Genomic DNA, 24,136 nt, shown 5'->3' with positions numbered 1-24,136 from the left:
CGGAGAGCCTTTCCATGACCACCACCGCCCCCGCCGGCTTCCAGACCGGTTTCGCGGTCCGGCCCGACCTCGTCGTCGAGGCCGCCCACGCCGACGACGTACGCACCGCCGTGGCCGGCGCCGCCGCGCGCGGACTCCCGGTCCACGTCCACGCCACCGGCCACGGGCTGCCCGGGGCCGTCGAGGGCGGGGTCCTGATCAGCACCCGCCGGATGGACTCCGTCGAGGTCGACCCGGTCCGCCGCACCGCGCGGATCGGCGCGGGCGCCACCTGGGGGCAGGTGATCGAGGCCGCCGCACCGCACGGGCTCGCCCCGCTGAACGGTTCGTCCCCGTCGGTCGGCGCGGTCTCCTACACCCTCGGGGGCGGGCTGGGCGTGCTGGCCAGGGAGTTCGGCTACGCGGCCGACCATGTGCACGCGCTCGACGTGGTGACGGCCGACGGGGTGGTGCGCCATGTCTCCCCGGACAGCGAGCCCGATCTCTTCTGGGCGCTGCGCGGCGGTGGCCACCGGCTCGGCGTGGTGACCGGCATGGAGATCGGCCTGGTCCGGGCCGGGCGGCTGTACGGCGGCTCGGTCGCCTTCGACGGGGAGGCGGCCGGGACGAGCGCCGCCGAGGTGGTCGGCCGCTATCTGGAGTGGGCCGGGGCCGTGCCCGACACGCTGACCTCCTCGCTGGCGGCGATCCGGTACCCCGACGTCCCGCAGCTGCCGGAGCCGCTGCGGGGGCGCTACGTGATCTCGGTACGGGTCGCGTACACCGGCAGCGCGGCCGAGGGCGAGCGGCTGGTCGCGCCGCTGCGGGCGATCGGGCCCGCGCTCGCGGATTCGCTGCGGGAGATGCCGTACACCGACAGCCACACCATCCACAGCGACCCGCCGTTCCCGCACGCCTACTACGGCGACAGCGTGGTGCTCGGCGCCCTGGACGAGGACCGCGCCGGGCGCGTGCTGGAGCTGACCGGGCCGAAGGCCCCGATGATGACCGTGGTCCAGATCAACCACCTGGGCGGCGCGCTCGCCGCGCGGCCCGCTGTCGACAACGCGGTGCCGTACCGCGAGGCCGGGTTCCTGGTGCGGCTGCTCTCACCGCTCGACGGTACGGACGTGGCCTCGGTACGGGCCCTGTACGCGGAGGTGGCCGAGGTGCTCGCCCCGGTCGCCCTGGGCCGTTCGCTGAACTTCTCGTTCGGCGGCGGGGACCGGACCGAGGGCTTCCACGACGCGCGTACACAGCAGAGGCTCGCCGGTCTGGTGTCGCGTCACGACCCGGCGAGCCTCTTCGGGGGGAGTTACGGCATCAGCCCCGGCGGCCGATGAGCTTCCAGGCCGCGGGCAGCGCGCCCATGGCCAGCGCCGCCTTCAGCGCGTCGCCGAGCAGGAACGGCACCAGGCCGGCCGCGATGGCGGCGCTCGCCGACATGCCGGTGGCCAGCGCCAGGTAGGGCACGCCGACCGCGTAGATGATCGCGGAGCCCAGCACCATCGTGCCCGCGGTGCGCAGCACGGAGCGGTCGCCGCCGCGACGGGCGAGGCCGCCGACCACGGAGGCGGCGAGCAGCATGCCGAGGACGTAGCCGAACGAGGGGAAGCCCATGCCCGAGGTGCCCTCGGAGAACCACGGCATGCCCGCCATGCCCACCAGCGCGTACACCGCGAGGGAGAGGAAGCCGCGGCGGGCGCCGAGCGCGGTGCCGACGAGGAGCGCGGCGAAGGTCTGGCCGGTGACCGGGACCGGGGAACCGGGGACCGGCACGGCGATCTGGGCGGCGATGCCGGTGAGCGCGGCGCCGCCGAGGACCAGGGCCGTGTCGACGGCGTAACGGTGCCTGGCGGCGGGCAGCAGGTCGGCGAGGACCGCTCCGGTGCGGGCAGGGGCGGCGGCAGCAGTGCTCATCGGGACTCCGCGGGGGTGAGGGCAGGTGGGGACAGACTGAGCCCGACGTTAGCCCACGGGTTAACGCCCGATCACCATCAGTGGCCCACAAAGCGATGACCGAGGCGTTGGTGGGGTTCACACAAAGGGCGGTACGCAATCACGCGGAGGCGTGATGCTCGTCACTGAGGTGGGGGCGGAGTGACTCCGGATCCAGCCGGAAGCGGCCATCGGGAGGGACTGTAGGTTCCCGCCAAATCCACCCGCGATCGACTGGCGGCCGACCGGGCGCCGAGCCGGCCGCGACCCGGCCGCGACCCGGCTATCGGCCCCCTGTGTCCGGGTGTGCACCTTGTGTGAGCATCGTGCCCGTATGGCGGACACTGGTTCCCCGTCGGCGGGGTGCGTGCCCAGACTGTCCGCGCATGTCCGTCCCCCACGTCCCCCCACGTCTCGCCTACCGAACAGAGCTTGTCCATGTCTCGGATTTCCGCGTCTCCCCCCACCGGCTCCCCGGTCGCCGTCTCCGACACCGGGGCCGATTCGGCTCTCACCCACGGGCTCAAGCAGCGCCATCTTTCGATGATCGCCCTCGGCGGTGTCATCGGCGCCGGACTCTTCGTCGGCTCGGGCGCGGGCATCGCCGCCGCGGGACCGTCGATCATCATCGCGTACGCCGTCTCCGGGCTGCTGGTGATGCTCGTGATGCGGATGCTCGGTGAGATGTCGGCCGCGAACCCGGCCTCCGGTTCCTTCTCCGTCCACGCGGAGCGGGCGATCGGGCCGTGGGCGGGGTTCACCGCGGGCTGGGCGTTCTGGGTGCTGCTCTGTGTCGCCGTCGGCCTGGAGGGCATCGGCGCCGCGAAGATCGTCACCGGCTGGCTGCCCGGTACCCCGGAGTGGGCCTGGGTCGCGCTGTTCATGGTGGTCTTCCTGGGCACCAACCTGGCCTCGGTGACGAAGTTCGGCGAGTTCGAGTTCTGGTTCGCCACCCTCAAGGTCGTGGCGATCACGCTCTTCCTGGTCCTGGGCGTGCTGGCGATCCTGGGCGTGCTGCCCGGTACGGACGCCCCCGGCGCCGCCAACCTCAGCGGTGAGGGCGGCTTCATGCCGAACGGCGCCGAGGGACTGGTGATCGGACTGCTCGCCTCCGTCTTCGCGTACGGCGGTCTGGAGACCGTCACCATCGCCGCAGCGGAGTCCGAGGACCCGGTGCGGGGTGTCGCCAAGGCCGTGCGGACGGCGATGTGGCGGATCGCGCTCTTCTACGTCGGCTCGATGGCGGTCGTCGTCACGCTCGTCCCGTGGGACGACCCGAAGGTCGTGAAGGTCGGTCCGTTCTACGCCGCCCTGGACCACCTCGGCATCAGCGGCGCGGCCGAGATCATGAACGTGGTCATCCTGGTCGCCCTGCTCTCCGCGATGAACGCCAACATCTACGGCGCCTCGCGGATGGCCTGCTCACTGGTCGCCCGGGGCCAGGGCCCCAAGCGGCTCGGCAAGGTCTCCTCGGGTGTTCCGCGCACCGCGGTGCTGGTCTCGTCCGTGTTCGGCTTCCTGTGCGTGCTGCTCAGCTACTGGCGTCCCGACGACGTCTTCCCGTGGCTGCTCAACATGATCGGCGCGGTGATCCTGGTCGTCTGGATCTTCATCGCCGTCTCCCAGCTGATCCTGCGCGACCGGCTGGAGCGCGAGGCCCCGGAGAAGCTCGTGGTACGGATGTGGCTCTTCCCGGTCCTGACGGTGCTGGCGCTCCTGGCGATGGCCGGCATCTTCGTCCTGATGCTGCGCCAGCCGGGCACCCGTGACCAGCTGGTGGCGTCCGGCGCCCTGACCCTCGTGCTGAGCGTCATCGGTCTCGTACGGCAGCGGCGGGCGGCGGCCGTCAAGGGCTGACGCCCGGCACGCGGGGCACGTCCGGTACGCCCTGTGCGCCGAGGCCGTCCGGTGCGCAGGGCACGTTGAGGGAGAGCAGCGCACCGCCCTCCGCCCCGATCCGCACCTCGCTCACCGCCGTGTTCCGCAGCCGCGGGAAGACCCGGCGGTAGGCGCCCAGCGGAATCGACAGCAGTTCGCACAGCACGAGCCGCAGCAGGGTGTTGTGCGCGACGACGAGCACCCGCTGCCCCGGGTGCCCGTCCGCGATCCGGCGCAGCGCCGCCGTCCCCCGGGCCGCCGCGGCCCGCGGGTCCTCGGCCCCGGGAAAGGGGTGGGCCACCGGGTCGGCGCGGTACTCCCGGGCCCGCTCCGGGTGCTCGGCCGCGAATTCCGCCAGGGTGCGCCCCTCCACCTCGCCGAAGTCGCATTCGCGCAGGTCGTGTTCGCACCGGGGGGTGATGCCGGTCGCCTCGCACGCGGGCCGTGCGGTCTCGATCGCGCGGCTGACCGTGGAGGTCCAGATCGCGTCGACCTCGCTCCGGGCGGCCCACTCGCCCAGCTGCCGGGCCTGGCGGCGGCCCTCGTCGGTGAGTGCGATGTCGCTGACCCCGGCATAGCGGTTCTCCGCGTGCCAGACGGTCTGACCGTGGCGGGCGAGCAGCAGGGTGGCCGGGCTCCTGGTCATGCCTGCTCCGTTCGGGTTCCGATGGTCGCGGGTGGTCACGGCTGCTCCGTTCGGGTGCGGGCGTGGGCGGCGACCGGGCCGGGGAGCCAGCCGCGTCGCTCCAGTTCGTCCACCAGCGTGAGGTACGGCTCGGTGTACCACGCCGTGCGCACCGGGTGCGGTTGCAGCACGTGGCGCAGCCGCACCATCCGGCCGGCGATCCGTTGCAGGGTTTCCGCCTCCCCCGCCCCGTACGCGGCGAGAATCGCCATGCCGAGGGCGGGTTCGCTGTACTGCGGGATGTACACGGGCCGGCCCAGGATGTCGGCGCGCAGCCGGCTCCAGTAGCCGCTGCGGGCCGCGCCGCCGGTGAAGGTGAGCCGGCCGTACTGCTGGGCGCCGAGCAGGTCGAGGTAGTCGAGGCAGAGCCGCTCCATCAGGCCCACCCCGGTCAGCAGGGCCAGCCAGTGCTCGGCGTCGGAGGCGGGCTCGCCGAGCAGGAACCCGGTGGCCTCCGGCGCCACGAAGGGGAACCGCTCCCCCGTCGCCACCAGCGGATACGCCACCACCCGCGCCGGTTCGTGAGCGCGGGCCAGCGCGTCCATGCGGATCGGGTCCACGGCCGGGAAGGCGGCCGTCAGCACCCCGCCGCCGACCCCCGAGGCTCCGCCCGGCAGCCAGCTCCCGTCCGGCGCGCGGTGGTTGTAGACGACCCCGGCCCGGTCCTCGACCGGTGACGAGGTGACCCCCTTGAGGACCAGCGTCGTGCCGAGCACCGAGTTCCAGGAGCCGACGGTGAGCGAACCGGAGGCGAGCTGCGCCGCGCACCCGTCCGTCATCCCGGCCACGATGGGCGTGCCCTCCGGAATCCCGGTCTCCTCGGCCGCCGCCCGCCCCACCTCACCGATCCTCGTGCCGGGCCGCACCACGTCCGGGAACAGCCCGTCGGGCAGGCCCAGCTTGCCGAATCTCCGCCGCGGCCAGTCGTCCCGTGCCAGGTCGTAGCCGGTCTTCAGGGCGTGGCTGGAGTCGGTGGGCAACGGCGTTCCGGCGAGCCGCGCCAGGACCAGATCGGCCTGGTGCATGACCCGTACGGCACCGTCCGCCGCTCCCCCGTACTCCCGCAGCAGCCACATCACCTTGGGCAGGGCCCAGCTCGGCGGGGCCTTGGCCCTGGCCGCCTCCGCGACGGCCCGCCCGTCGTCGTACATCACCCCGGGGGTCAGCGGCCGGCCCTCCCGGTCGGCGAGCAGCACGGTGCCGGAGGTGGCGCAGACGGCGAGCGCACGCGGGGCGGGGCAGTCGCGCAGCGCCTGACGGGCCGCCGCGCACACGGCCGTCCACCAGTCGAGAGGCCGCTGCTCATGCCGTACGCCGTCACGTCTGCCCGTGAGCGGGGCCGAACCGCTGCCGAGGATCTCACCGCGGTCTCCTGCCACCACCGCCCGGACGCTCTGCGTGCCGAGATCGATGCCCATCCACATATCGGTCCCCTCTGTGAACTTCTCACTCTGCACCGAGAATTTCCGTTGCGCGAGGGATTGACGGCCAACTTCCGTTGTTCCAAGCTCTGTTAACCAGTCGATTCAACGTGTGAACGGGCCCCCCACCCATCTCCGGCCGGACCGTGGAGGTCACGGATGGACATGCACGCGCACGACCGGCGACGGTTCCTCGCCATCGGCGCGGCCACGGCCGCGTCCGCCGCCCCGCTGCTCACCGCCTGCGGCGCGGGCTTCGGCGGCGACAGGGCCAAGAACGACGGCTCCGCGGCCGACGACATCACCGGCTCCTTCGACTGGAAGCGGGCCAAGGGCAAGACAGTCAAGGCGCTGCTCAACAAGCATCCGTACACCGATGCGCTGATCGCCGATCTGAAGGCGTTCACCGAGAAGACCGGGATCGAGGTCGAGTACGACGTCTTCCCGGAGGACAACTACTTCGACAAGCTCACCGTCGACCTCTCCAGCGGACGCGCCTCCTACGACGTGTTCATGCTCGGCGCGTACATGGTGTGGCAGTACGGACCGCCGGGGTGGCTGGAGGACCTCGGCCCGTGGATGCGCAATTCCTCGGCCACCGGGGCCGAATGGGACCAGGAGGACTTCTTCCCCAACCTCCTCTCGGCCGACCAGTGGTCGCTGAAGGCGGGCGCGCCGCTCGGGCGGGGCGGGCAGTACGCGCTGCCGTGGGGCTGGGAGACCAATGTCGTCGCGTACAACACCGAGGTGTTCAAGAAGCTCGGCCTGAAGCCCGCCGAGACCTTCGACGAGCTGCGCGAGGTCGCCGGGGCGATCACCCGCCGGGCGCCGGGGGCGGGCTTCGACGGGATGTACGGGGTCGCGGTGCGCGGCTCGCGCAGCTGGGCGACGATCCATCCCGGCTTCATGACGATGTACGCCCGCAACGGCCTGAAGGACTTCACCGTCGAGGGCGGGAAGGTGAAGCCCGCGATGAACTCCCCGGAGGCGATCGCGTTCACCCGGGACTGGGCGGAGATGGTCCGGAAGGGCGGGCCGCCGTCCTGGACCTCGTACACCTGGTACCAGTGCTCCAGCGACCTCGGGGCGAAGAAGGCGGGGATGCTCTTCGACGCGGACACCGCCGCCTACTTCCAGGCGGTGAAGGGGGCCTCCCCCGCCTCCGGGAAGATCGCCTTCCACCCCGGGCCGAAGGGCCCCGGCGGCTCGCTCGCCACCAACATGTGGATCTGGTCGCTCGGCATGAACGCCAGGAGCCGCAACAAGTCCGCCGCCTGGCTGTTCCTCCAGTGGGCGACCGGCAAGGAGCATCTGCGCAAGGGCGCGATCGAGCACAACCACATCGACCCGGTACGGAAGTCGGTCGGCCAGGACGCCGCGTACAAGGACAAGATGCGGGCCATCCCCGGCTTCATCGAGACCTTCGAGACGGTCGTCGACCGGACGCGGATCCAGTTCACCCCGCAGGAGCAGTTCTTCGACGCGACGACCAGCTGGGCCGCCGCGCTCCAGGAGATCTACGGCGGGAAGAACGCCTCGTCCGTGCTGAACGGCCTGGCCGGCGATCTGGCGTCGAAGGTCGGCTGACCGGTGCCGGGACGCGCGGCCCCCGTGCCGGTGGCCGACCACGGGGCGGCCTCCGGCGCCGGGACCGGGAAGCGTGCGGCGCGGGCGGTGCCGGCCTGGCGCCGCTCGCTGCGGCCGTATCTGCTGATCGTGCCCGCGCTGCTGCTGACCGGCGGCATCCTCTACCCGTTCGGCCTCGGCCTCTACTACACGCTGTTCGACTTCGCGGCGAGCAAGCCACAGCCCGACCTGGTGGGCCTCGGGAACTACCGGCGGATCTTCACCCAGCCCGCGTTCTGGGACTCGGCGCGGGTGACGGTGGCGTACGCGGTCGGCGCGGCGGCCGTCGAGACGGTGCTCGGAGTGGCCGTGGCACTGCTGCTGCACCGGTCGAGCCTCGTCGGGCGGGTGCTGGAGAAGGTGCTGATCCTGCCGCTGATGATCGCGCCGGTGATCGCCGCGATCATGTGGAAGCTGATGCTCCAGCCCTCGGTCGGCGTCATCAACCACCTCCTGGAGCCGTTCGGCCTCGGCGGGGTGCAGTGGACGGACACCCCGACGGGCGCGCTGCTCTCGTCGATCGCCGTGGACGTGTGGGTCTACACGCCGTTCGTCGCGATCCTCGCGCTGGCCGGTCTGCGCTCGCTGCCCGCCTCGCCGTTCGAGGCGGCGGCGGTCGACGGGGCGGGCTGGTGGTTCACCTTCCGGCGCCTGACGCTGCCGATGCTCTGGCCGTACGTCCTGGTCGCCGTGATCTTCCGGTTCATGGACTCGCTGAAGGTCTTCGACATCATCTACGCGCTGACCGAGGGCGGCCCCGGCGACTCGACGATGGTGCTCCAGATCCGCGCCTACCTGGAGGCGATCCGCTTCCAGCGCTACTCGTTCGGGATCAGCTACATGATCGTGCTGTGGGCCGTGGTCTACCTGGTCACGATGGTGCTGGTGCGTTATCTGGGCCGGATCCAGAACCGGGCCGCGGAGGTGGCGCGATGAAGCGCGGGCTGCTCTCCGTCGTCGCCGACCTGGCGCTGATCGCCTACTTCGTCTTCGCGCTGTTCCCGGTCGCCTGGATGGTGGTCCTGTCGCTGAAGCCCACCAACGAGCTGTTCAGCACGTACTTCTCGTTCACCCCGACGCTCGACTCGTACCGCACGGTGCTGGGCGCCGGGGACGACCAGGGCGTGCCGTTCCTCCGGTTCTTCGTGAACAGCCTCGTCGTGTCGCTGGGCGCCGTCGCGCTGTCGCTGGTGATCGGGCTGCCCGCCGCGTACGCCGCCGCGCGGTGGCGGTTCCGCGGCTCGGAGAACCTGATGTTCACCCTGCTCTCGTTCCGCTTCGCGCCCGAACTCACCGTGATCATCCCGCTGTTCGTGCTCTACCAGCAGCTCGGGCTCTTCGACACCTACGTCGGCATGGTGTGGGTGCTGCAACTGGTGACGCTCCCGCTGATCGTCTGGATCATGCGGTCGTACTTCTCCGATCTCTCCCCCGAGCTGGAGCAGGCGGCGCTGCTGGACGGCTACACCCGCAAGCAGGCGTTCTTCAAGGTCGCGCTGCCGCTGGTGAAGCCGGGGATCGCGGCCGTCTCGCTGCTGGCTTTCATCTTCGCGTGGAACAACTTCGTCTTCCCGCTGATCCTCACCTCGTCGAACGCGCAGACGGTGACGGTCGGCGCGCTGTCCTTCCTCGGCGGCGACCGGCCCAAGTACAACCTGACGGCCGCGGCGGCCCTGGTCTCGGTGATCCCGCCGCTGCTGCTGGCGCTCACCATCCAGCGGTATCTGGTGCGCGGACTGTCGTTCGGGGCGGTGAAGTCATGACCGGCCCGGCAGCCATCGCGCTGCGCGGTGTCAGTAAGCGGTACGGGAAGAACACCGCGCTCGACGGCCTGGACCTGGAGGTGGCGGAGGGCGAGTTCTTCTGTCTGCTCGGCCCGTCCGGCGCCGGGAAGACGACCACGCTCAAGACGATCGCGGGCCTGGAGCAGCCGCAGGCCGGGACGGTCGCGCTGGACGGGGCGGACATGGCGGGCGTGGAGCCCTACGACCGGGGCGTGGCCATGTGCTTCGAGTCGTACGCGCTCTACCCGCACCGCACCGCGTACGACAATCTCGCTTCCCCGCTCCGCTCGCCGCGCCACCGCCTCCCCGCGCACGAGGCGCGCGAGCGGATCGGGGAGATCGCCGAACTCCTGGGCATCGGCGCCCTGCTGGACCGCCAGGTGGGACGGCTCTCCAACGGCCAGCGGCAGCGGGTGGCGCTCGGCCGGGTGCTGGTGCGGCCGGCCAGGGCGTTCCTGCTCGACGAGCCGCTGTCGCACCTCGACGCGAAGCTGCGGCAGGCGATGCGCGCGGAGCTGCGGGCGATCGGCGCGGTCCGGCGCACCACCACGCTGTACGTCACCCACGACTCGGTGGAGGCGCTGGCGCTCGGTGACCGGATCGGGGTGATCAGGGACGGCCGCATGGTGCAGACCGGCACCCGCGAGGAGCTGTGGCACCGCCCGTACGACACCTTCGTGGCCCGGTCCTTCGGCCGGCCGCGGATCAATCTGCTGCCGGGGACGGTGACGCCCGAGGGGCACTTCCGGTCGCCCGACGGGGCCTACGAGCTGCCGCTGACGGTGCCCGCACCGCCCGGCGCCGCCGTCCAACTGGGTGTACGGCCACGGGACATCGGGCTCCGGGGACCGGCGGAGACCGCCGGCGGGGGCCCGGTCCTGGAGCTGACCGGCGCCGTCCATGTCACCGAGCTGCTGGGCCGGGCCACCGAAGTCACCGTCCGGATCGGCGGGCAGCAGCTGTCCCTCGTCGTCCCGCGCGCCGAGGCGGCCGGCCTGAGCCCCGACCATCCGGTCCGGCTCTCCGTACCGCCTGAGAGTCTGCTGCTGTTCGAGGCCGACCGGCCGGCACGTCCAGGACGAAGGATCAGCACGTGAGCAACGTTCCGCAGCGGGGTCCCGCCCCGCGCCAGGCATCCATAGCCGAGTACGTCCTCGCGCAGGGCGAGGTGAGCGCCGCCGAACTGGCGGAGCGTTTCGACGTCAGCCTGATGACCATCCACCGTGATCTGGACGAGCTGGAACGGCAGGGCATCGTCCGCAAGTTCCGCGGCGGCGTCACCGCCCAGCCGTCCGGCGTCTTCGAGTCGAACGTCTCCTACCGGCTGAAGACGATGCGGGCCGAGAAGGCCGCCGTCGCCGAACGGGCCCTGAAGCTCATAGAGCCGGGCATGGCGGTGATGCTCGACGACTCGACGTCCACGCTGGAGATCGCGCGCAGGCTGCGCTCCATCACCCCGCTGACCGTCGTCACCAACTTCCTGGAGGCGATCAACCTGCTGTCGCAGGAGCGCGGCATCCATCTGATGGGCCTCGGCGGGGACTTCGACCCGCTGCACTCCTCGTTCCTCGGCGTCTCGTGCGTGGAGGCGGTGCAGTCGCTCCAGGTCGACATCTGCTTCACCTCCACCTCCGCCGCGTCCGGCGGCTTCGCCTACCACCAGGAGCAGCACATCATCTCCGTGAAGCGCGCGATGCTCGACTCGGCGAGCCGCAATGTGCTGCTGCTCGACCACTCGAAGCTCGGCCGGGTCGCTCTGCACCGCCTCGCCCCGCTGTCCCGCTTCGATCTGCTGCTGGTCGACGACGGGGCGTCCCCCCAGGCACTGCGCGAGCTCGACGAGCACAAGGTGCCCTACGAGGTCTGCTCCACCGGCCGGGACTCCGGAGCGGGGGACGGCGATGACGGGTGAGGGCGAGGCGGCGATGACGGATGACTGAACTGGCCCTGCGCGCACTGCGCAAGACCTACACCGGGCGGGGCCGGGCCGCCGTCGAGGCCGTCCGGTCCATCGACGTCGAGCTGCGCTCCGGCGAGCTGCTGGGGCTGCTCGGCCCGTCCGGCTGCGGCAAGTCCACGACCCTGCGGATGATCGCCGGCCTGGAGACGGTCACCGGCGGCGACATCCTCATCGGCGGTTCGTCGGTGGTCCGCCTCCCGGCCCGGCAGCGCAATATCGGGGTGGCGTTCGAGAACTACGCGCTCTATCCGCCGCTGACGGTCGCGGAGAACCTCGGTTTCGGGCTCGCCGCCCGGGGCGGGTGCGGCTGGGCCGAGATCCGCCGCCGGGTCACCGGGATGGCCGAACGCATCGGGATCACCGACCTCCTGGGCGCCCGCCCGGCCGGGCTCTCCAGCGGCCAGAAGCAGCGCGTCGCGCTGGCCCGCGCGCTGATCCGGGTCCCCGACGTCCTCCTTCTGGACGAACCGCTCTCCCATCTCGACGCCGCCCAGCGGGACACCACCCGGCGGGAGTTGAAACGCATCCAGCGCGACAGCGGCCACACCACCATCCTCGTCACGCACGACCAGGAGGAGGCGCTGTCGCTCGCCGACCGGATCGCGGTGATGCGGGACGGCGAGATCCAGCAGCTCGGCACGCCCGAGGAGATCTACGACGCCCCGGCGAATCTGTTCGTCGCCGACTTCGTCGGGGAGCCGGCGGTCAATCTGCTGCCGGGCACGGCCGACGGATCGGGCGGGGTGCGCCTCTCGGACTCCGTGCGCGTCCCCGTCCCGCACCGGATCGCGGCGGGACGCGCGGTGGTGCTCGGCATCCGCCCGGAGGACCTGCGCCTGGACGACACTGGTGCACGGGCCCGGGTCGCCGCCCATGAACCCCTGCTGGAATCCGGCATCGCCACGCTGTCGCTCGACGGGGTGGCGAAGCCGCTGGTCGTCGTGACCGGTCCGGAGGTACGGCTCGACCGGGACGACACCGTACGCATCACCGCCGATCCCCGGCACGTCCATGTCTTCGACGCCCAGACAGGAGACGCTCTGCGATGACCCGCCCCGAGACGGTCCGCCCCGCGACGAGGATTCTGCTCGCCGGTGACCACTTCGTCCTTAACTCCCTGCTCGCCGAGGCCCTGCACCACGTGCTCGACCCGCTCGGCACGGAGCCGCAGCTCGGCGAACTCACCCTGCCCTGGCCCCTGGAACCCTTCGGCAAGGTCGCCGAGGTCGACGAGGCGAGCGACGCCGAGGACGCGCTGATCGCCGCCCTGGACGGGGTGGAGGTGTGCGTGACGCAGATGGGCCCGTTCACGGAGCGGGTGCTGGCCGCCGCGCCCGATCTGCGGCTGATCGTGGTCTGCCGGGGAGGCCCGGTCAATGTGAACGCGGCCGCGGCACGGGCCCGGGGCGTGCGGGTGTGCTTCGCACCGGGACGCAACGCGGCGGCCACCGCCGAGTTCACCGTCGGGCTGATCCTCTCCGCCCTGCGCCGCATTCCCGACGCGCACCGCTCCCTCGCCTCCGACGGCCGCTGGGACGCCTCCCACTACACGTACGAGAACTGCGGGCTGGAACTGGAGGACACCCCGGTCGGCCTGATCGGCTACGGCGCGGTGGGCAGCCGGGTGGCCCGGGTGCTCTCCGCGTTCGGCGCCGAGGTCGAGGTGTACGACCCGTATGTGCGCGGCGACGTCCTCGGGATGCGGGCCGGTTCGCTGGAGGCGCTGCTGGCCCGCTCGCGCGTCCTCACCCTGCACGCCAGGCTCACCCCGGAGTCCCGGCATCTGATCGGCGCCCGTGAGCTGGCGCTGCTGCCGCGCGGTGCGGTGCTGGTGAACGCGGCCCGGGGCGGGCTGCTGGACACGGACGCGCTGTGCGACGCCCTGGACTCGGGGCAGCTGCGGGCCGCGGCGCTCGACACGTACGAGCAGGAGCCGCCCCCGGCCTCGTCGCGGCTCTTCCGTACCCCGCATCTGCTGATGACCCCGCATGTGGCGGGGGCCAGCCGGGCCGTCGCGGAGAAGGCGGCCCGGATCGCGGCGGCCGAGGTGGCGCGCTACGTACAGGGCGAGCCGCTCGCCCACGCGCTGTGAGGGGAGCTGTGACGATGACCGGAGGCTCGACGAGATACATCGGCATCGACGTCGGTACGTCCGTGGTGAAGGCCGCGGCCTTCGACCCGCTCGGCCGCACGCTGGCCGTCGAGTCCCGCCCGGTGGGGCTGGCGATCCACGACGGGTTCGTGGAGCAGGACATGGACGAGGTGTACGGGGCCGTCCGCGAGGTGCTGGACGCGCTCGGCTCCGACGGGGTCGCGTTCGCCGGACTCACCGGACAGGGCGACGGCGTCTGGCTGGTCGACGCGGCGGGCCGGCCGGTCCGCAAGGCGATCTCCTGGATGGACGGCCGGGCCCATGAACTGGTCGACACCTGGCTGGCGTCCGGCGTCTTCGAGACGGTCTACCGGCGCACCGGCAGCGCGATGTTCCCGGGCTGTCCGGGCCCGGTACTGGCCTGGCTCGACCGGCACGAACCCGCCGCGCTCGACGCCGCGACGACCGCCCTGTACTGCAAGGACATGGTGTTCCAGCGGCTGACGGGGGTCCGGGCCACGGATGTCTCCGATGCGTCGATGCCGTTCCTGGACCCGATGACCCGTGCGTACGCCCCCGATGTCGTGGCCGCGCTCGGCCTCGCCCACCGGTCCCCGCTCCTCGCCCCGGTCAGCGACCCGGTCGCCACCGCCGAACTCCCCTGCGGGTTACGGATTTCCAACGGCCCGTACGACCTGCCGGCCAGCGCGCTCGGCGCGGGCGTCACCCGTCCCGGCGACGGACTGCTGATCGTCGGCACCTGTCTGGCCGCGCTGGTGGCCACGGAACGACTCGACCTGGACGGCGAACCGGCCGGGCTGCACATCTCCACCGACCGCCCCGGCCACTGGCTGCGCGCCATGCCCGCCATGGTCGGCACCGCGGCCCTGGACTGGGTCCTGACCACCACCGGCGTACGCCACACCGAGGTCGACGCGCTGCTCGCCGCCACCCCGCCCGGCGCGAACGGTGTCCGGGTGCTCCCCTACTTCGCCCCGTCCGGCGAACGCGCCCCGTTCGTCGAACCGAGGCTGCGCGCCGAGTTCACCGGCGTGTCCCTGGAGACGACCCCCGCCGATCTGATCCGCGCCGTCTGCGAGGGCATCGGCTTCGCCGCCCGGCACTGCCTGGAGGCCGCGGGCCTCACCGGCACCCTCGCCCTGTGCGGCGGCGGCACCCGCTCCCCCGCCTGGATGCGGCTGTTCGCCGATGTACTGGGCCGGCCGGTCCGGATCGTGGAGGGCGAGGTGGGTGCGCGCGGCGCGGTGCTCGCGGCGGCCCGGCGCTTCGGCGAGGAGCTGGACACGGCCGCGTGGACGGCCCCGACCGCAGTCGTCGAACCGGACCCGGCGCACGCGGCGCACTACGCGAAGGCGTACGAGGACCACCTGAACCGACTGGCGGAGGCCCGCACGTGCGCCCGTGCGTGAGGGCGCGCCCGGTCCTACGTCGAAGGACTGATCACTATCTCCCCTTCCTGCTGTTAGCCTGCTCCTGCATACAGGTTGCAATAACAACAGGACAGCAGCTGGAGGGTTCGACCACATGGCCACGTACACGCTCCCGGAACTCCCGTACGACTACGCGGCGCTCGAACCGGTCATCAATCCGCAGATCATCGAGCTCCACCACGACAAGCACCACGCCGCCTATGTGAAGGGTGCGAACGACACCCTGGAGCAGCTGGCGGAGGCGCGCGACAAGGAGGCCTGGGGAGCGATCAACGGGCTCCAGAAGAACCTCGCGTTCCACCTCTCCGGCCACATCCTGCACTCGATCTACTGGCACAACATGACCGGCGACGGCGGCGGCGAGCCGCTCGCGGCGGACGGTGTCGGTGACCTGGCGGACGCGATCACCGAGTCGTTCGGCTCCTTCGCCGGTTTCAAGTCCCAGCTGACGAAGGCCGCGGCCACCACGCAGGGCTCCGGCTGGGGCGTCCTGGCGTACGAGCCGGTCAGCGGCAAGCTGATCGTCGAGCAGGTCTACGACCACCAGGGCAATGTCGGCCAGGGTTCCGTCCCGGTCCTGGTCTTCGACGCCTGGGAGCACGCCTTCTACCTCCAGTACAAGAACCAGAAGGTCGACTTCATCGAGGCGATGTGGGCCGTCGTCAACTGGCAGGACGTGGCGAAGCGTTACGCGGCCGCCAAGGAGCGCGCCGACGTGCTGCTGCTCGCCCCCTGACCGGGAGGCGCAGATACGTCCTGCCTCGTGATCGTCTTCTCAACCTTCACCGGGCAGGCGGATGAAGGGAGGGCCCTCGCCTGGACGTGACAGGTGAGGGCCCTTCTGTCATGTTCGAGGACTCAGGGGGCTGTGGGGCGGGCCAGAAGTGTGCTCAGGACCTGCTCGGCATGGGTCCAGAGCACCGCCCCGCCGGCCTCCGGCACCAGGTGCCGTACCGCGCCCGGGATGCGCGAGGCCAGCCGGACCCCCTGGTCGGGCGAGTGACCGGTGTCCTTCTCCCCGTACCAGAGGTCGACGGGTACGGCGATGTCCGACAGCCCGATCCCCCACTGCCCCATGGCCAGGACCGTGTCCCGGGCGTAGCCGGCCGCCCCCTGTGCGAAGGCCTCGTCGAGGGCACGCCGGTAGGCGGCGGCGAACGCGGGCTGCTGATAGACGGCGAGATCGCACTCCGGGCTGCCGGACATGACCATGTCCCACATCCCCTGCGAGCTGAACCCGGCGAAGACCTGCTCGGCGGCGGCCGGGTCGGCCACGGCCAGGTCGACGAGGCCCCGCAGTTCCTCCGGAAGCGCGTCCGCGAAGCCCGGCTCGGCGACCTCGTCCGCACCGGAGACCACCGCGAGCGCCCGGACCGCTCCGGCGGCGGCGCACGCCAGCGCGAAGGGCGCCCCCTGCGAGTTGCCGACCATCAGGGGAAGTCCCAGGCCGCGCAGACCGGCGAACGCGCGGACGTCGTCGACGAAGTCACCGAACGTACGCCCCGGCGCGGGCGAGGAGACCCCCAGACCGGGGCGGTCCACGGAGATCAGCCGCACCCCGAGCCCGTCCAGCACATCGGCGCCGAACCCGAGATGCCTGCTGGTGGCCGCACCGGGCGAGAACAGCACCGGCACCCCGTCCCCCGGCCCCCACTCGGCCCAGCCCAGCGACCGCCCTCCCGGGAGCTGTTCCGTACCGATACGAACCGGGTCGATCACACTCAAAGACATGCACCCGATCATGGCCGGATCCGCTGCCCGCGTCGAAGGATTTTCCCCGGAGCCCGGACCGGACCGCCTCAGGGGGCGGCGGTGTCCGGCCAGGAGACGTCGGTCTCGACCGGCGCGGCATAGTCGATGCCGGGCACGGCGAATCCGTACAGGCGCTGCACTTCGGTGTGGAACCAGTCGAGGTCGGCGAGTTCGGTGATGTTCTCGGTGGTGGCGGCCTGCCACCGCTCGGTGACGGCCGTCTGGACGGTGGGGGCGAGTTCCCAGGTGTCCAGGCGCACCCGCCCTTCGTCGTCGAGGTCGAGCGGGCGGACACCGGTGAGCTGGTCCCACAGGTCGGTGAGCTGCCCGATCGGCGGGACCATGGCATCACCGAGGACGCCGCGCAGCAGCCCGACGTACAGGGCGATGCCGGGGATCGCGGTCGAGGACTGGGTGACGGCAGCCGCGTTGACCGAGGTGACCGCGCGCCCCTCGACCAGCTTGCCGAGCCGTTCGTCGAGGGTGCGGGCGGTCTGTTCGAGGTGGGACTTGGCAGCGCCGATGGTGCCCTGCCGGTAGATCGCGGCCGTCAGGGCGGAGCCGATGTAGGAGAGGGCGGCGGTGGTGAATCCCTCGGCGAGCAGTCCGCGGTCGGCGAGGTGGTCGATCCACCGTTCCCAGTCGGTTCCGCCCATGACGGCGACGGTCTGCTCGATGTCGTCGCCGTCGGCCGGCTGCGTCCCGACCTCCCGCACCTCGCCGGTGCCCCCGTCGTCGAAGACGAGGGTCTTGGTGCTGTACGCCTCACCGATGGGCTTGAGGACGGACGCGTAGGTGGTCCCGGTGTCGGGGTCGGTACGGCGTGGGGCGGCCACCGAGTAGATCAGGTAGTCCAGACGGCCCCCGAAGCGCTCCACCAGCACCTGCGCGACCTGGTTCTTCATCTCGTCGGAGAACGCGTCTCCGTTGAGGAACACCATGTCGTGACCGTGCCGACGGGCGAGTTCGGCGGTCGCGGCCGTGCGGTACCAACCGGCCGTACCCGTGCGCCGTCCGGGGGCCTTCTCGAAGCAGACCCCGATCCCACGGATCCCGGCACGGGCGAGACCCGCGATCGTCGCGGCCAGCCCGTACCCGGCGGAGGAGCCGATGACCAGCGCCACGGGTGCCCGGTCGGGCACGCGGGAAGGGGCGGGGACGGCCTGCCACATGTCCTCCACCAGGCGCTCGCAGCCGGCCGGGTGGGAGTCGAGGAAGAGGAAGCCGCGGTTCTTCGGGGCGATGACGCGTTCGCTCACGGGCTCGGGTCCTTCGGTTCGTCACGGACGAGAAAGCGGCGACCGCGAGGGCATGCACCGCACCCCGCAAGTCTGCGACCGTACGAACACAGGTGGTCACTTCGCCGGACACAGTAATACTCACCAGTCCTTGGAGGCTTTCCACCATTTCGGCCGGCGCGGAAACGCCGGCGCCCGGCCCGCTCGGGGCGCGCTTCGGACTGCCCGCGTCCCCGGTCGGGACGTCGAGGGGGTACGGAGGAGGGCGCCGGGCAGGTGGGATGAGGGGCCTCTTGCCCGAACGTGACAGGTGGGGGTCTCCCTGTCACGTTGCGCGGATGCGGGGGCCCCGCCCGGCGGGCGCCCCGCTCGGCACCACTCGCCGCGGGCTTCCCGGTCGATGCCGACGGATGTCAGCCGGTGACCAGCGCCATCATCAGCCCGTCGTACCCCTTGCTCCCCACGGTCTGCAGCGCGGTCGCGGTCAACGTCGGCTCGGCCGCGACGAGTTCGGTGAACCGGCGCACCCCCTGCACCTTCGGGTCCTCGCTGGCGCCGTCGACCACCTCTCCGTCGCGTACGACATTGTCGGCGACGATCAGACTGCCGGGCCGGGTCAGCTTCAGGGACCAGGCCAGGTAGTCGGGGTTGCTCGGCTTGTCGGCGTCGATGAACACGACGTCGAACGGTCCGTACCCCTCCGCCGCGAGCCCCGGCAGCGTGTCGAGGGCCCGGCCGACCCGGATCTCGACGACATCCGCGAGCCCCGCCCGCTCGATGTTTCCGCGCGCCACCTCGGCACACTCCGGATCGGCCTCCAGCGTCACGACCTTGCCGCCCTCGGGGAGCGCGCGGGCCAGCCAGATGGTGCTGTAGCCGCCCAGGGTGCCGATCTCCAGCACGGTGCGCGCGCCCTGGAGCCTGGCCAGCAGGTTCAGCAGCTTGCCCTGGTTGGCGGCGACCTGGATCGCCGGGAGTCCCGCCGCCTCACTGGCCTCCACGGCCGCGTCCAGGGCCTCGTCCGGGCCCACCAGCAGACCGTTGAAGTAGTCGTCGACCTCGGTCCATCGTGCCAGCGTCACGGCATGTTCCTCTCTCGATCCCAATGGGTTCCCAAAGGGAACTTACATCATGCGAGGCGAATGCGATGATGAGCCCCATGAACGCCACGAGCCCGACCCCCGCCGACCCCACCGCCCTGCACCCGATGCCGGGCCAGCCCCGGGTCGTCCTGCTGAAGCCCCTGGTGAAGTCCGAGCTGATCGAGGTCGGGGACTTCACGTACTACGACGACCCCGACGACGCGACCGCGTTCGAGTCCCGCAACGTGCTGTACCACTACGGTCCGGAGAAGCTCGTCATCGGGAAGTTCTGCGCGCTCGGGACCGGGGTGCGGTTCATCATGAACGGCGCCAACCACCGGATGGACGGCCCGTCCACCTTCCCGTTCCCCTCCATGGGCGGCTCCTGGGCCGACCACTTCGACCTGCTGACCGGGCTGCCGGGCCGGGGCGACACGGTCGTGGGCAACGACGTCTGGTTCGGCTACAACTCCATGGTGATGCCGGGCGTACGGATCGGGCACGGCGCGATCATCGGCGCCGGCTCCGTCGTCACCTCCGACGTACCCGACTACGGCATCGTCGGCGGCAACCCGGCCAGGCTGATCCGCACCCGGTACGACGAGGAGACCATCGCCCGGCTCCTCGCCGTCGCCTGGTGGGACTGGCCCACCGACCACCTCACCCGCCACATACGCACCATCATGTCCGGCAGCGTCGACGCCCTCGAAGCGGCCGCCCCGGAGGGGACACCATGACGATCACCGTCCGCGAGCTGGCCTATTACCCGGTCAAGGGCTGCGCCGGGACCACGGTCGACTCCGCGCAGGTCCTCGGCACCGGCCTCGGACACGACCGTACGTTCATGGTGGTGGACGCGGCGGACGGCGCCTTCCGCAGCCAGCGCACCCACCCCGCGATGGCCGCGATCAGCGTCGACGTCCTGGCCGCGGGCGCGACGTTGGCCCTGACGACCGCCGGCATCGAACCACTCCACCTCGACGTCGACCCACACGGCCCGCGCCTCGACGTCAGCATGTTCGACCGCCCGCTCGGCGCGGCCATCGACCAGGGGGACGCGGTCGCGGAGTGGTTCTCCGACGCGCTCGGCGTGAAGTCCCGCCTGGTACGCGTGGCTCCCGGCTTCGACCGGGACGGCTGGGGCGACACCCCGGGCAAGGTCAACTTCGCCGACGCGCACGCGGTGCTGGTCGCCTCGACGGCCTCCCTGGACGACCTCAACGCCCGCATCACCGCCCGGGGCGACGCGAAGCCCGTCCCCATGAACCGCTTCCGCCCCAACATCGTCCTGACCGGCAACGACGAACCCCACTTCGAGGACCGGGTACGCCGGATGACCATCGGCTCCGTCGAACTCGCCCACTCCGTAAGGGCGATGCGGTGCGCCGTCCCCATGGTCGACCAGACCACCGGCCACCGCGCGGGCCCGGAACCGATCCGCACCCTGTCGACGTACCGGCGCGAGCCGGAGTACGGGAACAAGGTCAGCTTCGGCGCGAAGAACGCCGTGGTCTGCGAGGGCACGGTGAGCGTCGGGGACGTGGTCGAGGTCGCGGAGTGGCTCGGCGTGTGAAGGCCCCGGACGTCACCGCGCCGCGCGATGGCTAGGCTGCCGGGCATGGACATCGTGATCCCGCTCTTCGACCGCTTCGAACCGCTCGACGCGATCGGCCCGTACGAGATCCTCGCGTACGTGCCCGGCGCCACCGTCCGCTTCGTGACAGCCGAACCCGGCCTGGTCCAGGACGTGTCGGGCTCTCTGCCGGTGCACGTCCCGACCAGGTACTCCGACGTGGAACGCTGCGACGTCCTGCTGGTCCCGGGCGGGGGCAGCTTCCGGACCATGGTGGACGACCCCGCGTTCCTCGACTGGGTGCGCCGGATCCACACCGGCACCCGCTTCACCACCTCGGTCTGCACCGGTTCCCTGGTACTCGGCGCGGTCGGCCTGCTGAACGGCCTGACCGCCACCACCCACTGGGACGCCGCCGCCGACCTGGAGTCGTACGGTGCCGTGTACACCCCCGAGCGGGTCGTACGGCACGACCGGGTGATCACCTCGGCCGGGGTCTCCTCCGGCATCGACATGGCCGTCCGGCTGGCCGCCCTGCTCACCGACGACGTGACCGCCCAGGCGATCCAGCTCTACACCGAGTACGACCCGCAGCCCCCCTTCGACACCGGCTCGGTGGCCAAGGCCCCGGCCGAAGTCCTCGAACGGGCCCGCACCCTGGGCTGAGTCGTTTCGCTCGGATCGTCCGGCAGACCGGAGTCCTGGCGCCGCTCTCGTTCCCTTGTGGGTTACGGCAGATTCAGCCTCCTCGTCGTGAGGCGAGTGGGCCGCCCGCCCAGCAGGCAGTGGAGCGAAGACGGCCAAACGGCGATTTTGGGTTTATCTCTGTAGCCAATCGGCATATCAGGCTGTTTGGGTGACCCCTCCGAGCAGCAAGATTCCCCTCGCAAGGTTCGAGGTAAGGGGACAGGAACATGGCTGACTGGAAGAACGTCTCCGGTGGTCTCACTTCGATCTCGGTCGGGTCCAGGACTCATGTCTGGGGTGTGAACTCCCTGGGCCAGATGTACCGGTACACGGGCCACGACTCCAACCCGTGGGTCGGCATCCCCGGCAAGGCGGTCGACATCGGCGTGGCAGCCGACGGCACCGTATGGCACGTCAACTCAGCAGGCGGAATCTACCGATACACCGGAGACCAGGGCTCCACGGACTGGGTCCCCGTCTCAGGCGGCCTGACCCGCATTTCGGTCGGGTCCAGGACCCACGTCTGGGGCGTGAACTCCCTGGGCCAGATGTACCGGTACACCGGCCACGACTCCAACCCCTGGGTCGGCATCCCCGGCAAGGCGGTCGACATCGGCGTGGCAGCCGACGGCACCGTATGGCACGTCAACTCAGCAGGCGGAATCTACCGATACACCGGAGACCAGGGCTCCACGGACTGGGTCCCCGTCTCAGGCGGCCTGACCCGCATTTCGGTCGGGTCCAGGACCCACGTCTGGGGCGTGAACTCCCTGGGCCAGATGTACCGGTACACCGGCCACGACTCCAACCCCTGGGTCGGCATCCCCGGTAACGCCGTCGACATCGGCGTGGCAGCCGACGGCACCGTATGGCACGTCAACTCAGCAGGCGGAATCTACCGATACACCGGAGACCAGCCGAGCTGATCCCGGACACCGACGACTGTGGGCCCACGCGTGGTGCGCGTGGGCCCACGTTCGTTCCCGCCGGGGACTGTCGCCCGGTGATCCGGTCGGCGGTCCCAAGCCGAGTGGCCCTGGACGACATGGGCCGGGAAAACGTGTATGCGTACGGGATCCCCGCCGTGCAGGATGGCGCCGGGGAGGCGAGGTCTCGTGGACGAGTTGAGGCGATTCAGCCAGGCGGCGGTCGTATGGGCGGCAGGCGGAGCGGGGTCGGATGCGGCAGCCGCGGAGGCGCGGGAGCTGGCCGGCGGTGTGCGGACGGTCGTGCTCGTCGAGGGAAGCAGCGACCAGGTCGCCCTCGAAGCCCTGGCCACGCGCTACGGCCGCGACCTCGGCGCGGAGGGCGTCGCGGTGGTGCCGCTCGGCGGCGCGATGAGCATCGGGCGCTTCCTGGACGTGTGCGGCCCGCCGGGGCTCGGCCTCCCACTGGCGGGTCTCTGCGACATCGGCGAGGAGCGGCACTTCCGGCGCCATCTGGAGCGGGTCGGGCTCGGGTCCGGTCTCACACACGCCGGGCTGGAGGCACTCGGGTTCCAGGTGTGCGTCGCCGACCTGGAGGACGAGCTGATCCGCGCCCTCGGGGCCGAGGGCGTACAGCAGGTCATCGAGGACCAGGGCGAGATGCGCCCCTTCCATACGTTCCAGGGCCAGCCGGCACAGCGGGAGCGCCCCGTGGAACACCAGTTGCGCCGGTTCATGGGTACACACAGCGGCCGCAAGGCGCTGTACGCGCAGGCGCTGATCGCACACCTCGACCTCAAGCACGTACCCGGGCCGCTGGAGCGCCTGCTCACGCACGTTTAGCGCAGCTCGCCCGGTTCCCCGGGGTGCGTCAGCCCCCGAAGGCCCCGTCTTTCACCCCGTCGAGGAACGCGGCCCACCCCTCGGGGGCGTAGAACTGGAGCCCGCCGTCCCGGTTCTTGCTGTCCCGGACGGCGCGGCCGCCGTCGGCGGTGTGGGCTACCTCGACGCAGTCGTTGGCCTGCCCGCCGCCGGAGTAGGACGACTTTATGAAGTGGGTGGTGATCTCCGGGCTGTTCACATTTCCTCATTCTCGATGGTGAGGCCGTCCATGATCTCGCGGATGAACGACACACTCTTGTTCGGCGTGAGGGCCGCCGACCGAAGTGCGTCAAACGCGTGCACGTAACCAGCCATGGCGTCGGGGTCTTCCAGAATGACGCAGTTGGAAACCGTATCGTGAACAACGACTTCCGGGGACGTCTCGCTCGCATAGGAGAAGCCGACGAACGCCGGTGAGACCCTGGCGGCGGCCCACTCGCTGAGGGGGAGCACCTGAATCGTCACGTTCGGCTGCTTGGCCATCTTGATGAGATGCCCCAACTGCGCCCGATGAACGGCGAGATCGGGCATCGGACCCGTGACCACAGGCTCCCAGATGACTGCCGCGAACCGTCGGCTGTTCTCTTCGAAGATCCGACGCCGCTCCTGGCGCACCTTGACGACCAGATCGGCCGCCGCCTCCTCGACGACATCAGGGCTGGCATCGGTCAGGGCTCGCGTGTACTCAGGGGTCTGGAGCAGCGCCGGCACGAGCAGAGGGTGCCAGGTACGGATATACGTCGCATCGGACTCCAGAGACAGGAAGTCACCCAAGATTTCACGCATGGGATGACCGGTTTCGAAGTCGAGCCACCAGCCACGCTTGTTGCTGTTCCGAGCCAGCTGCTCCAGCAGTTTGCGCTCCGCCGCGTCCTCGACCTCGTACAGGTCGAGCAGCACGCGCACGTCACCCACACGTGCACCGACCGCCCCGGATTCGATCCGACTGATCTTGGCTGTTGAGCACGCCACCGCCTCGGCGGCATGTTCCTGGTCCAGAAGCGCGTTCAAGCGCAGGCGCTTCAGCGCCGCCCCCAACCGGCGACTGCGCACCGTGGACTTCCCACCTGCGGGCATACGTCCCCCTCACTCTCCAAGCCAGTGTGCCCATCAACTGTTCGCAGGCGCCAGCAACTTGACCCTGGCGAGTGAATGCAAGCTTGCATTCACGATTCACTTGCC

Annotated in this window: 24 protein-coding genes; 16 read left to right on the top strand and 8 right to left on the bottom strand. The window is 71.0% G+C overall.

The window, feature by feature from the left end; translation table 11 throughout:
• Positions 1-14 precede the first annotated feature (14 nt).
• A complete protein-coding gene (locus OG611_RS14000) occupies positions 15-1,322 on the top strand; it encodes an FAD-binding oxidoreductase (protein WP_266419230.1) in 1,308 nt (435 codons plus the stop codon).
• Here OG611_RS14000 and OG611_RS13995 read toward each other — a convergent pair.
• The gene (locus OG611_RS13995) at positions 1,303-1,899 is read right to left on the bottom strand and encodes a biotin transporter BioY (protein ID WP_124717707.1); all 597 of its coding nucleotides are present in this window, start codon (positions 1,897-1,899) and stop codon (positions 1,303-1,305) included. The genes OG611_RS14000 and OG611_RS13995 overlap by 20 nt on opposite strands.
• Before the next feature lie 456 nt (positions 1,900-2,355).
• Between OG611_RS13995 and OG611_RS13990 the strand changes: the two genes are divergently transcribed.
• Positions 2,356-3,774, top strand: a complete 1,419-nt coding sequence (locus tag OG611_RS13990) for an amino acid permease (RefSeq protein ID WP_266419227.1) — start codon at positions 2,356-2,358, stop codon at positions 3,772-3,774.
• On the opposite strand, the gene OG611_RS13985 is transcribed toward OG611_RS13990, so the two are convergent.
• Together OG611_RS13985 and OG611_RS13980 are read right to left on the bottom strand one after the other, a co-directional pair.
• A complete protein-coding gene (locus tag OG611_RS13985) occupies positions 3,764-4,441 on the bottom strand; it encodes a histidine phosphatase family protein (RefSeq protein WP_266419224.1) in 678 nt (225 codons plus the stop codon). The two genes, OG611_RS13990 and OG611_RS13985, sit on opposite strands and share 11 nt — an antisense overlap.
• A 35-nt stretch (positions 4,442-4,476) precedes the next feature.
• Positions 4,477-5,904, bottom strand: a complete 1,428-nt coding sequence (locus OG611_RS13980) for an FGGY-family carbohydrate kinase (protein WP_266425838.1) — start codon at positions 5,902-5,904, stop codon at positions 4,477-4,479.
• A gap of 156 nt (positions 5,905-6,060) precedes the next feature.
• Here OG611_RS13980 and OG611_RS13975 point away from each other — a divergent pair, with 156 nt between their 5' ends.
• The 9 genes from OG611_RS13975 (at position 6,061) to OG611_RS13935 (ending at position 15,550) form a co-directional block, all read left to right on the top strand.
• Entirely contained in the window at positions 6,061-7,488 is a 1,428-nt protein-coding gene (locus tag OG611_RS13975) for a sugar ABC transporter substrate-binding protein (protein ID WP_266419221.1), read from the top strand.
• A 3-nt stretch (positions 7,489-7,491) separates the two neighbouring features.
• On the top strand, positions 7,492-8,463 hold the full coding sequence (locus OG611_RS13970; RefSeq protein ID WP_266419218.1) for a carbohydrate ABC transporter permease: 972 nt from the start codon (positions 7,492-7,494) through the stop codon (positions 8,461-8,463).
• On the top strand, positions 8,460-9,290 hold the full coding sequence (locus OG611_RS13965; protein WP_266419216.1) for a carbohydrate ABC transporter permease: 831 nt from the start codon (positions 8,460-8,462) through the stop codon (positions 9,288-9,290). The genes OG611_RS13970 and OG611_RS13965 overlap by 4 nt, the downstream gene beginning before the upstream one ends.
• Complete coding sequence (locus OG611_RS13960; protein ID WP_266419213.1) at positions 9,287-10,408, top strand: ABC transporter ATP-binding protein; 1,122 nt, start codon at positions 9,287-9,289, stop codon at positions 10,406-10,408. The genes OG611_RS13965 and OG611_RS13960 overlap by 4 nt, the downstream gene beginning before the upstream one ends.
• The gene (locus OG611_RS13955; protein WP_266419210.1) at positions 10,405-11,223 is read left to right on the top strand and encodes a DeoR/GlpR family DNA-binding transcription regulator; all 819 of its coding nucleotides are present in this window, start codon (positions 10,405-10,407) and stop codon (positions 11,221-11,223) included. The genes OG611_RS13960 and OG611_RS13955 overlap by 4 nt, the downstream gene beginning before the upstream one ends.
• A gap of 20 nt (positions 11,224-11,243) precedes the next feature.
• The gene (locus OG611_RS13950; RefSeq protein WP_266419207.1) at positions 11,244-12,320 is read left to right on the top strand and encodes an ABC transporter ATP-binding protein; all 1,077 of its coding nucleotides are present in this window, start codon (positions 11,244-11,246) and stop codon (positions 12,318-12,320) included.
• Positions 12,317-13,363, top strand: coding sequence for an NAD(P)-dependent oxidoreductase (locus tag OG611_RS13945; protein WP_266419205.1), 1,047 nt, complete (start codon positions 12,317-12,319; stop codon positions 13,361-13,363). Before OG611_RS13950 ends, OG611_RS13945 begins: the two co-directional genes overlap by 4 nt.
• 14 nt (positions 13,364-13,377) lie before the next feature.
• Positions 13,378-14,793, top strand: a complete 1,416-nt coding sequence (locus OG611_RS13940; protein WP_266419202.1) for an FGGY-family carbohydrate kinase — start codon at positions 13,378-13,380, stop codon at positions 14,791-14,793.
• A gap of 115 nt (positions 14,794-14,908) precedes the next feature.
• Positions 14,909-15,550, top strand: a complete 642-nt coding sequence (locus OG611_RS13935; RefSeq protein ID WP_266419200.1) for a superoxide dismutase — start codon at positions 14,909-14,911, stop codon at positions 15,548-15,550.
• 122 nt (positions 15,551-15,672) lie between these two features.
• On the opposite strand, the gene OG611_RS13930 is transcribed toward OG611_RS13935, so the two are convergent.
• The 3 genes from OG611_RS13930 to OG611_RS13920 all read right to left on the bottom strand — a co-directional run bounded on the left by OG611_RS13930 (position 15,673) and on the right by OG611_RS13920 (position 18,886).
• Positions 15,673-16,545, bottom strand: coding sequence for an alpha/beta fold hydrolase (locus tag OG611_RS13930; protein ID WP_266419197.1), 873 nt, complete (start codon positions 16,543-16,545; stop codon positions 15,673-15,675).
• Between the two features lie 68 nt (positions 16,546-16,613).
• A complete protein-coding gene (gene fabV, locus OG611_RS13925; RefSeq protein ID WP_266419195.1) occupies positions 16,614-17,825 on the bottom strand; it encodes an enoyl-[acyl-carrier-protein] reductase FabV in 1,212 nt (403 codons plus the stop codon).
• Positions 17,826-18,217: 392 nt separating this feature from the next.
• Entirely contained in the window at positions 18,218-18,886 is a 669-nt protein-coding gene (locus tag OG611_RS13920) for an O-methyltransferase (RefSeq protein ID WP_266419193.1), read from the bottom strand.
• A 77-nt stretch (positions 18,887-18,963) separates the two neighbouring features.
• Here OG611_RS13920 and OG611_RS13915 point away from each other — a divergent pair, with 77 nt between their 5' ends.
• The 5 genes from OG611_RS13915 to OG611_RS13895 all read left to right on the top strand — a co-directional run bounded on the left by OG611_RS13915 (position 18,964) and on the right by OG611_RS13895 (position 22,915).
• Entirely contained in the window at positions 18,964-19,623 is a 660-nt protein-coding gene (locus OG611_RS13915) for a CatB-related O-acetyltransferase (protein ID WP_266419191.1), read from the top strand.
• Positions 19,620-20,459 (top strand): MOSC domain-containing protein, encoded by an 840-nt coding sequence (locus OG611_RS13910; protein ID WP_266419188.1) that lies wholly within the window; start codon positions 19,620-19,622, stop codon positions 20,457-20,459. The genes OG611_RS13915 and OG611_RS13910 overlap by 4 nt, the downstream gene beginning before the upstream one ends.
• A 45-nt stretch (positions 20,460-20,504) precedes the next feature.
• Positions 20,505-21,125 carry a DJ-1/PfpI family protein gene (locus tag OG611_RS13905; protein WP_266419186.1) on the top strand — a complete coding sequence of 207 codons (621 nt, stop codon included), beginning with the start codon at positions 20,505-20,507 and terminating at the stop codon, positions 21,123-21,125.
• Positions 21,126-21,373: 248 nt separating this feature from the next.
• A complete protein-coding gene (locus tag OG611_RS13900) occupies positions 21,374-22,072 on the top strand; it encodes a tectonin domain-containing protein (protein ID WP_266419183.1) in 699 nt (232 codons plus the stop codon).
• A 189-nt stretch (positions 22,073-22,261) separates the two neighbouring features.
• A complete protein-coding gene (locus tag OG611_RS13895) occupies positions 22,262-22,915 on the top strand; it encodes an ATP-dependent endonuclease (protein WP_266419180.1) in 654 nt (217 codons plus the stop codon).
• 28 nt (positions 22,916-22,943) lie between these two features.
• Here OG611_RS13895 and OG611_RS13890 read toward each other — a convergent pair whose 3' ends face one another.
• Together OG611_RS13890 and OG611_RS13885 are read right to left on the bottom strand one after the other, a co-directional pair.
• Positions 22,944-23,153: a DUF397 domain-containing protein gene (locus OG611_RS13890; protein ID WP_266419177.1), complete on the bottom strand. Its 210-nt coding sequence runs from the start codon at positions 23,151-23,153 to the stop codon at positions 22,944-22,946.
• Entirely contained in the window at positions 23,150-24,007 is an 858-nt protein-coding gene (locus OG611_RS13885) for a helix-turn-helix transcriptional regulator (RefSeq protein ID WP_266419174.1), read from the bottom strand. The genes OG611_RS13890 and OG611_RS13885 overlap by 4 nt, the downstream gene beginning before the upstream one ends.
• Between the last annotated feature and the right edge of the window lie 129 nt (positions 24,008-24,136).

It is taken from the genome of Streptomyces sp. NBC_01363, from assembly GCF_026340595.1.
Taxonomy (GTDB): Bacteria; Actinomycetota; Actinomycetes; order Streptomycetales; family Streptomycetaceae; genus Streptomyces.
The sequence above is the reverse complement of the archived record's forward strand: the minus strand, read 5'-3'. Positions and strand labels throughout refer to the sequence as shown.

What these genes read in the sequence shown, in the direction of transcription:
- OG611_RS13985 (WP_266419224.1), bottom strand. Translation starts at nt 4,441, where the DNA reads ATGACCAGGAGCCCGGCCACCCTGCTGCTCGCCCGCCACGGTCAGACC.
- OG611_RS13940 (WP_266419202.1), top strand. Translation starts at nt 13,378, where the DNA reads ATGACCGGAGGCTCGACGAGATACATCGGCATCGACGTCGGTACGTCC.
- OG611_RS13990 (WP_266419227.1), top strand. Translation starts at nt 2,356, where the DNA reads ATGTCTCGGATTTCCGCGTCTCCCCCCACCGGCTCCCCGGTCGCCGTC.
- OG611_RS14000 (WP_266419230.1), top strand. Translation starts at nt 15, where the DNA reads ATGACCACCACCGCCCCCGCCGGCTTCCAGACCGGTTTCGCGGTCCGG.
- OG611_RS13905 (WP_266419186.1), top strand. Translation starts at nt 20,505, where the DNA reads ATGGACATCGTGATCCCGCTCTTCGACCGCTTCGAACCGCTCGACGCG.
- OG611_RS13980 (WP_266425838.1), bottom strand. Translation starts at nt 5,904, where the DNA reads ATGTGGATGGGCATCGATCTCGGCACGCAGAGCGTCCGGGCGGTGGTG.
- OG611_RS13900 (WP_266419183.1), top strand. Translation starts at nt 21,374, where the DNA reads ATGGCTGACTGGAAGAACGTCTCCGGTGGTCTCACTTCGATCTCGGTC.
- OG611_RS13965 (WP_266419216.1), top strand. Translation starts at nt 8,460, where the DNA reads ATGAAGCGCGGGCTGCTCTCCGTCGTCGCCGACCTGGCGCTGATCGCC.
- OG611_RS13910 (WP_266419188.1), top strand. Translation starts at nt 19,620, where the DNA reads ATGACGATCACCGTCCGCGAGCTGGCCTATTACCCGGTCAAGGGCTGC.
- OG611_RS13935 (WP_266419200.1), top strand. Translation starts at nt 14,909, where the DNA reads ATGGCCACGTACACGCTCCCGGAACTCCCGTACGACTACGCGGCGCTC.
- OG611_RS13950 (WP_266419207.1), top strand. Translation starts at nt 11,244, where the DNA reads ATGACTGAACTGGCCCTGCGCGCACTGCGCAAGACCTACACCGGGCGG.
- OG611_RS13995 (WP_124717707.1), bottom strand. Translation starts at nt 1,899, where the DNA reads ATGAGCACTGCTGCCGCCGCCCCTGCCCGCACCGGAGCGGTCCTCGCC.
- OG611_RS13930 (WP_266419197.1), bottom strand. Translation starts at nt 16,545, where the DNA reads ATGTCTTTGAGTGTGATCGACCCGGTTCGTATCGGTACGGAACAGCTC.
- OG611_RS13975 (WP_266419221.1), top strand. Translation starts at nt 6,061, where the DNA reads ATGGACATGCACGCGCACGACCGGCGACGGTTCCTCGCCATCGGCGCG.
- OG611_RS13960 (WP_266419213.1), top strand. Translation starts at nt 9,287, where the DNA reads ATGACCGGCCCGGCAGCCATCGCGCTGCGCGGTGTCAGTAAGCGGTAC.
- OG611_RS13945 (WP_266419205.1), top strand. Translation starts at nt 12,317, where the DNA reads ATGACCCGCCCCGAGACGGTCCGCCCCGCGACGAGGATTCTGCTCGCC.
- OG611_RS13915 (WP_266419191.1), top strand. Translation starts at nt 18,964, where the DNA reads ATGAACGCCACGAGCCCGACCCCCGCCGACCCCACCGCCCTGCACCCG.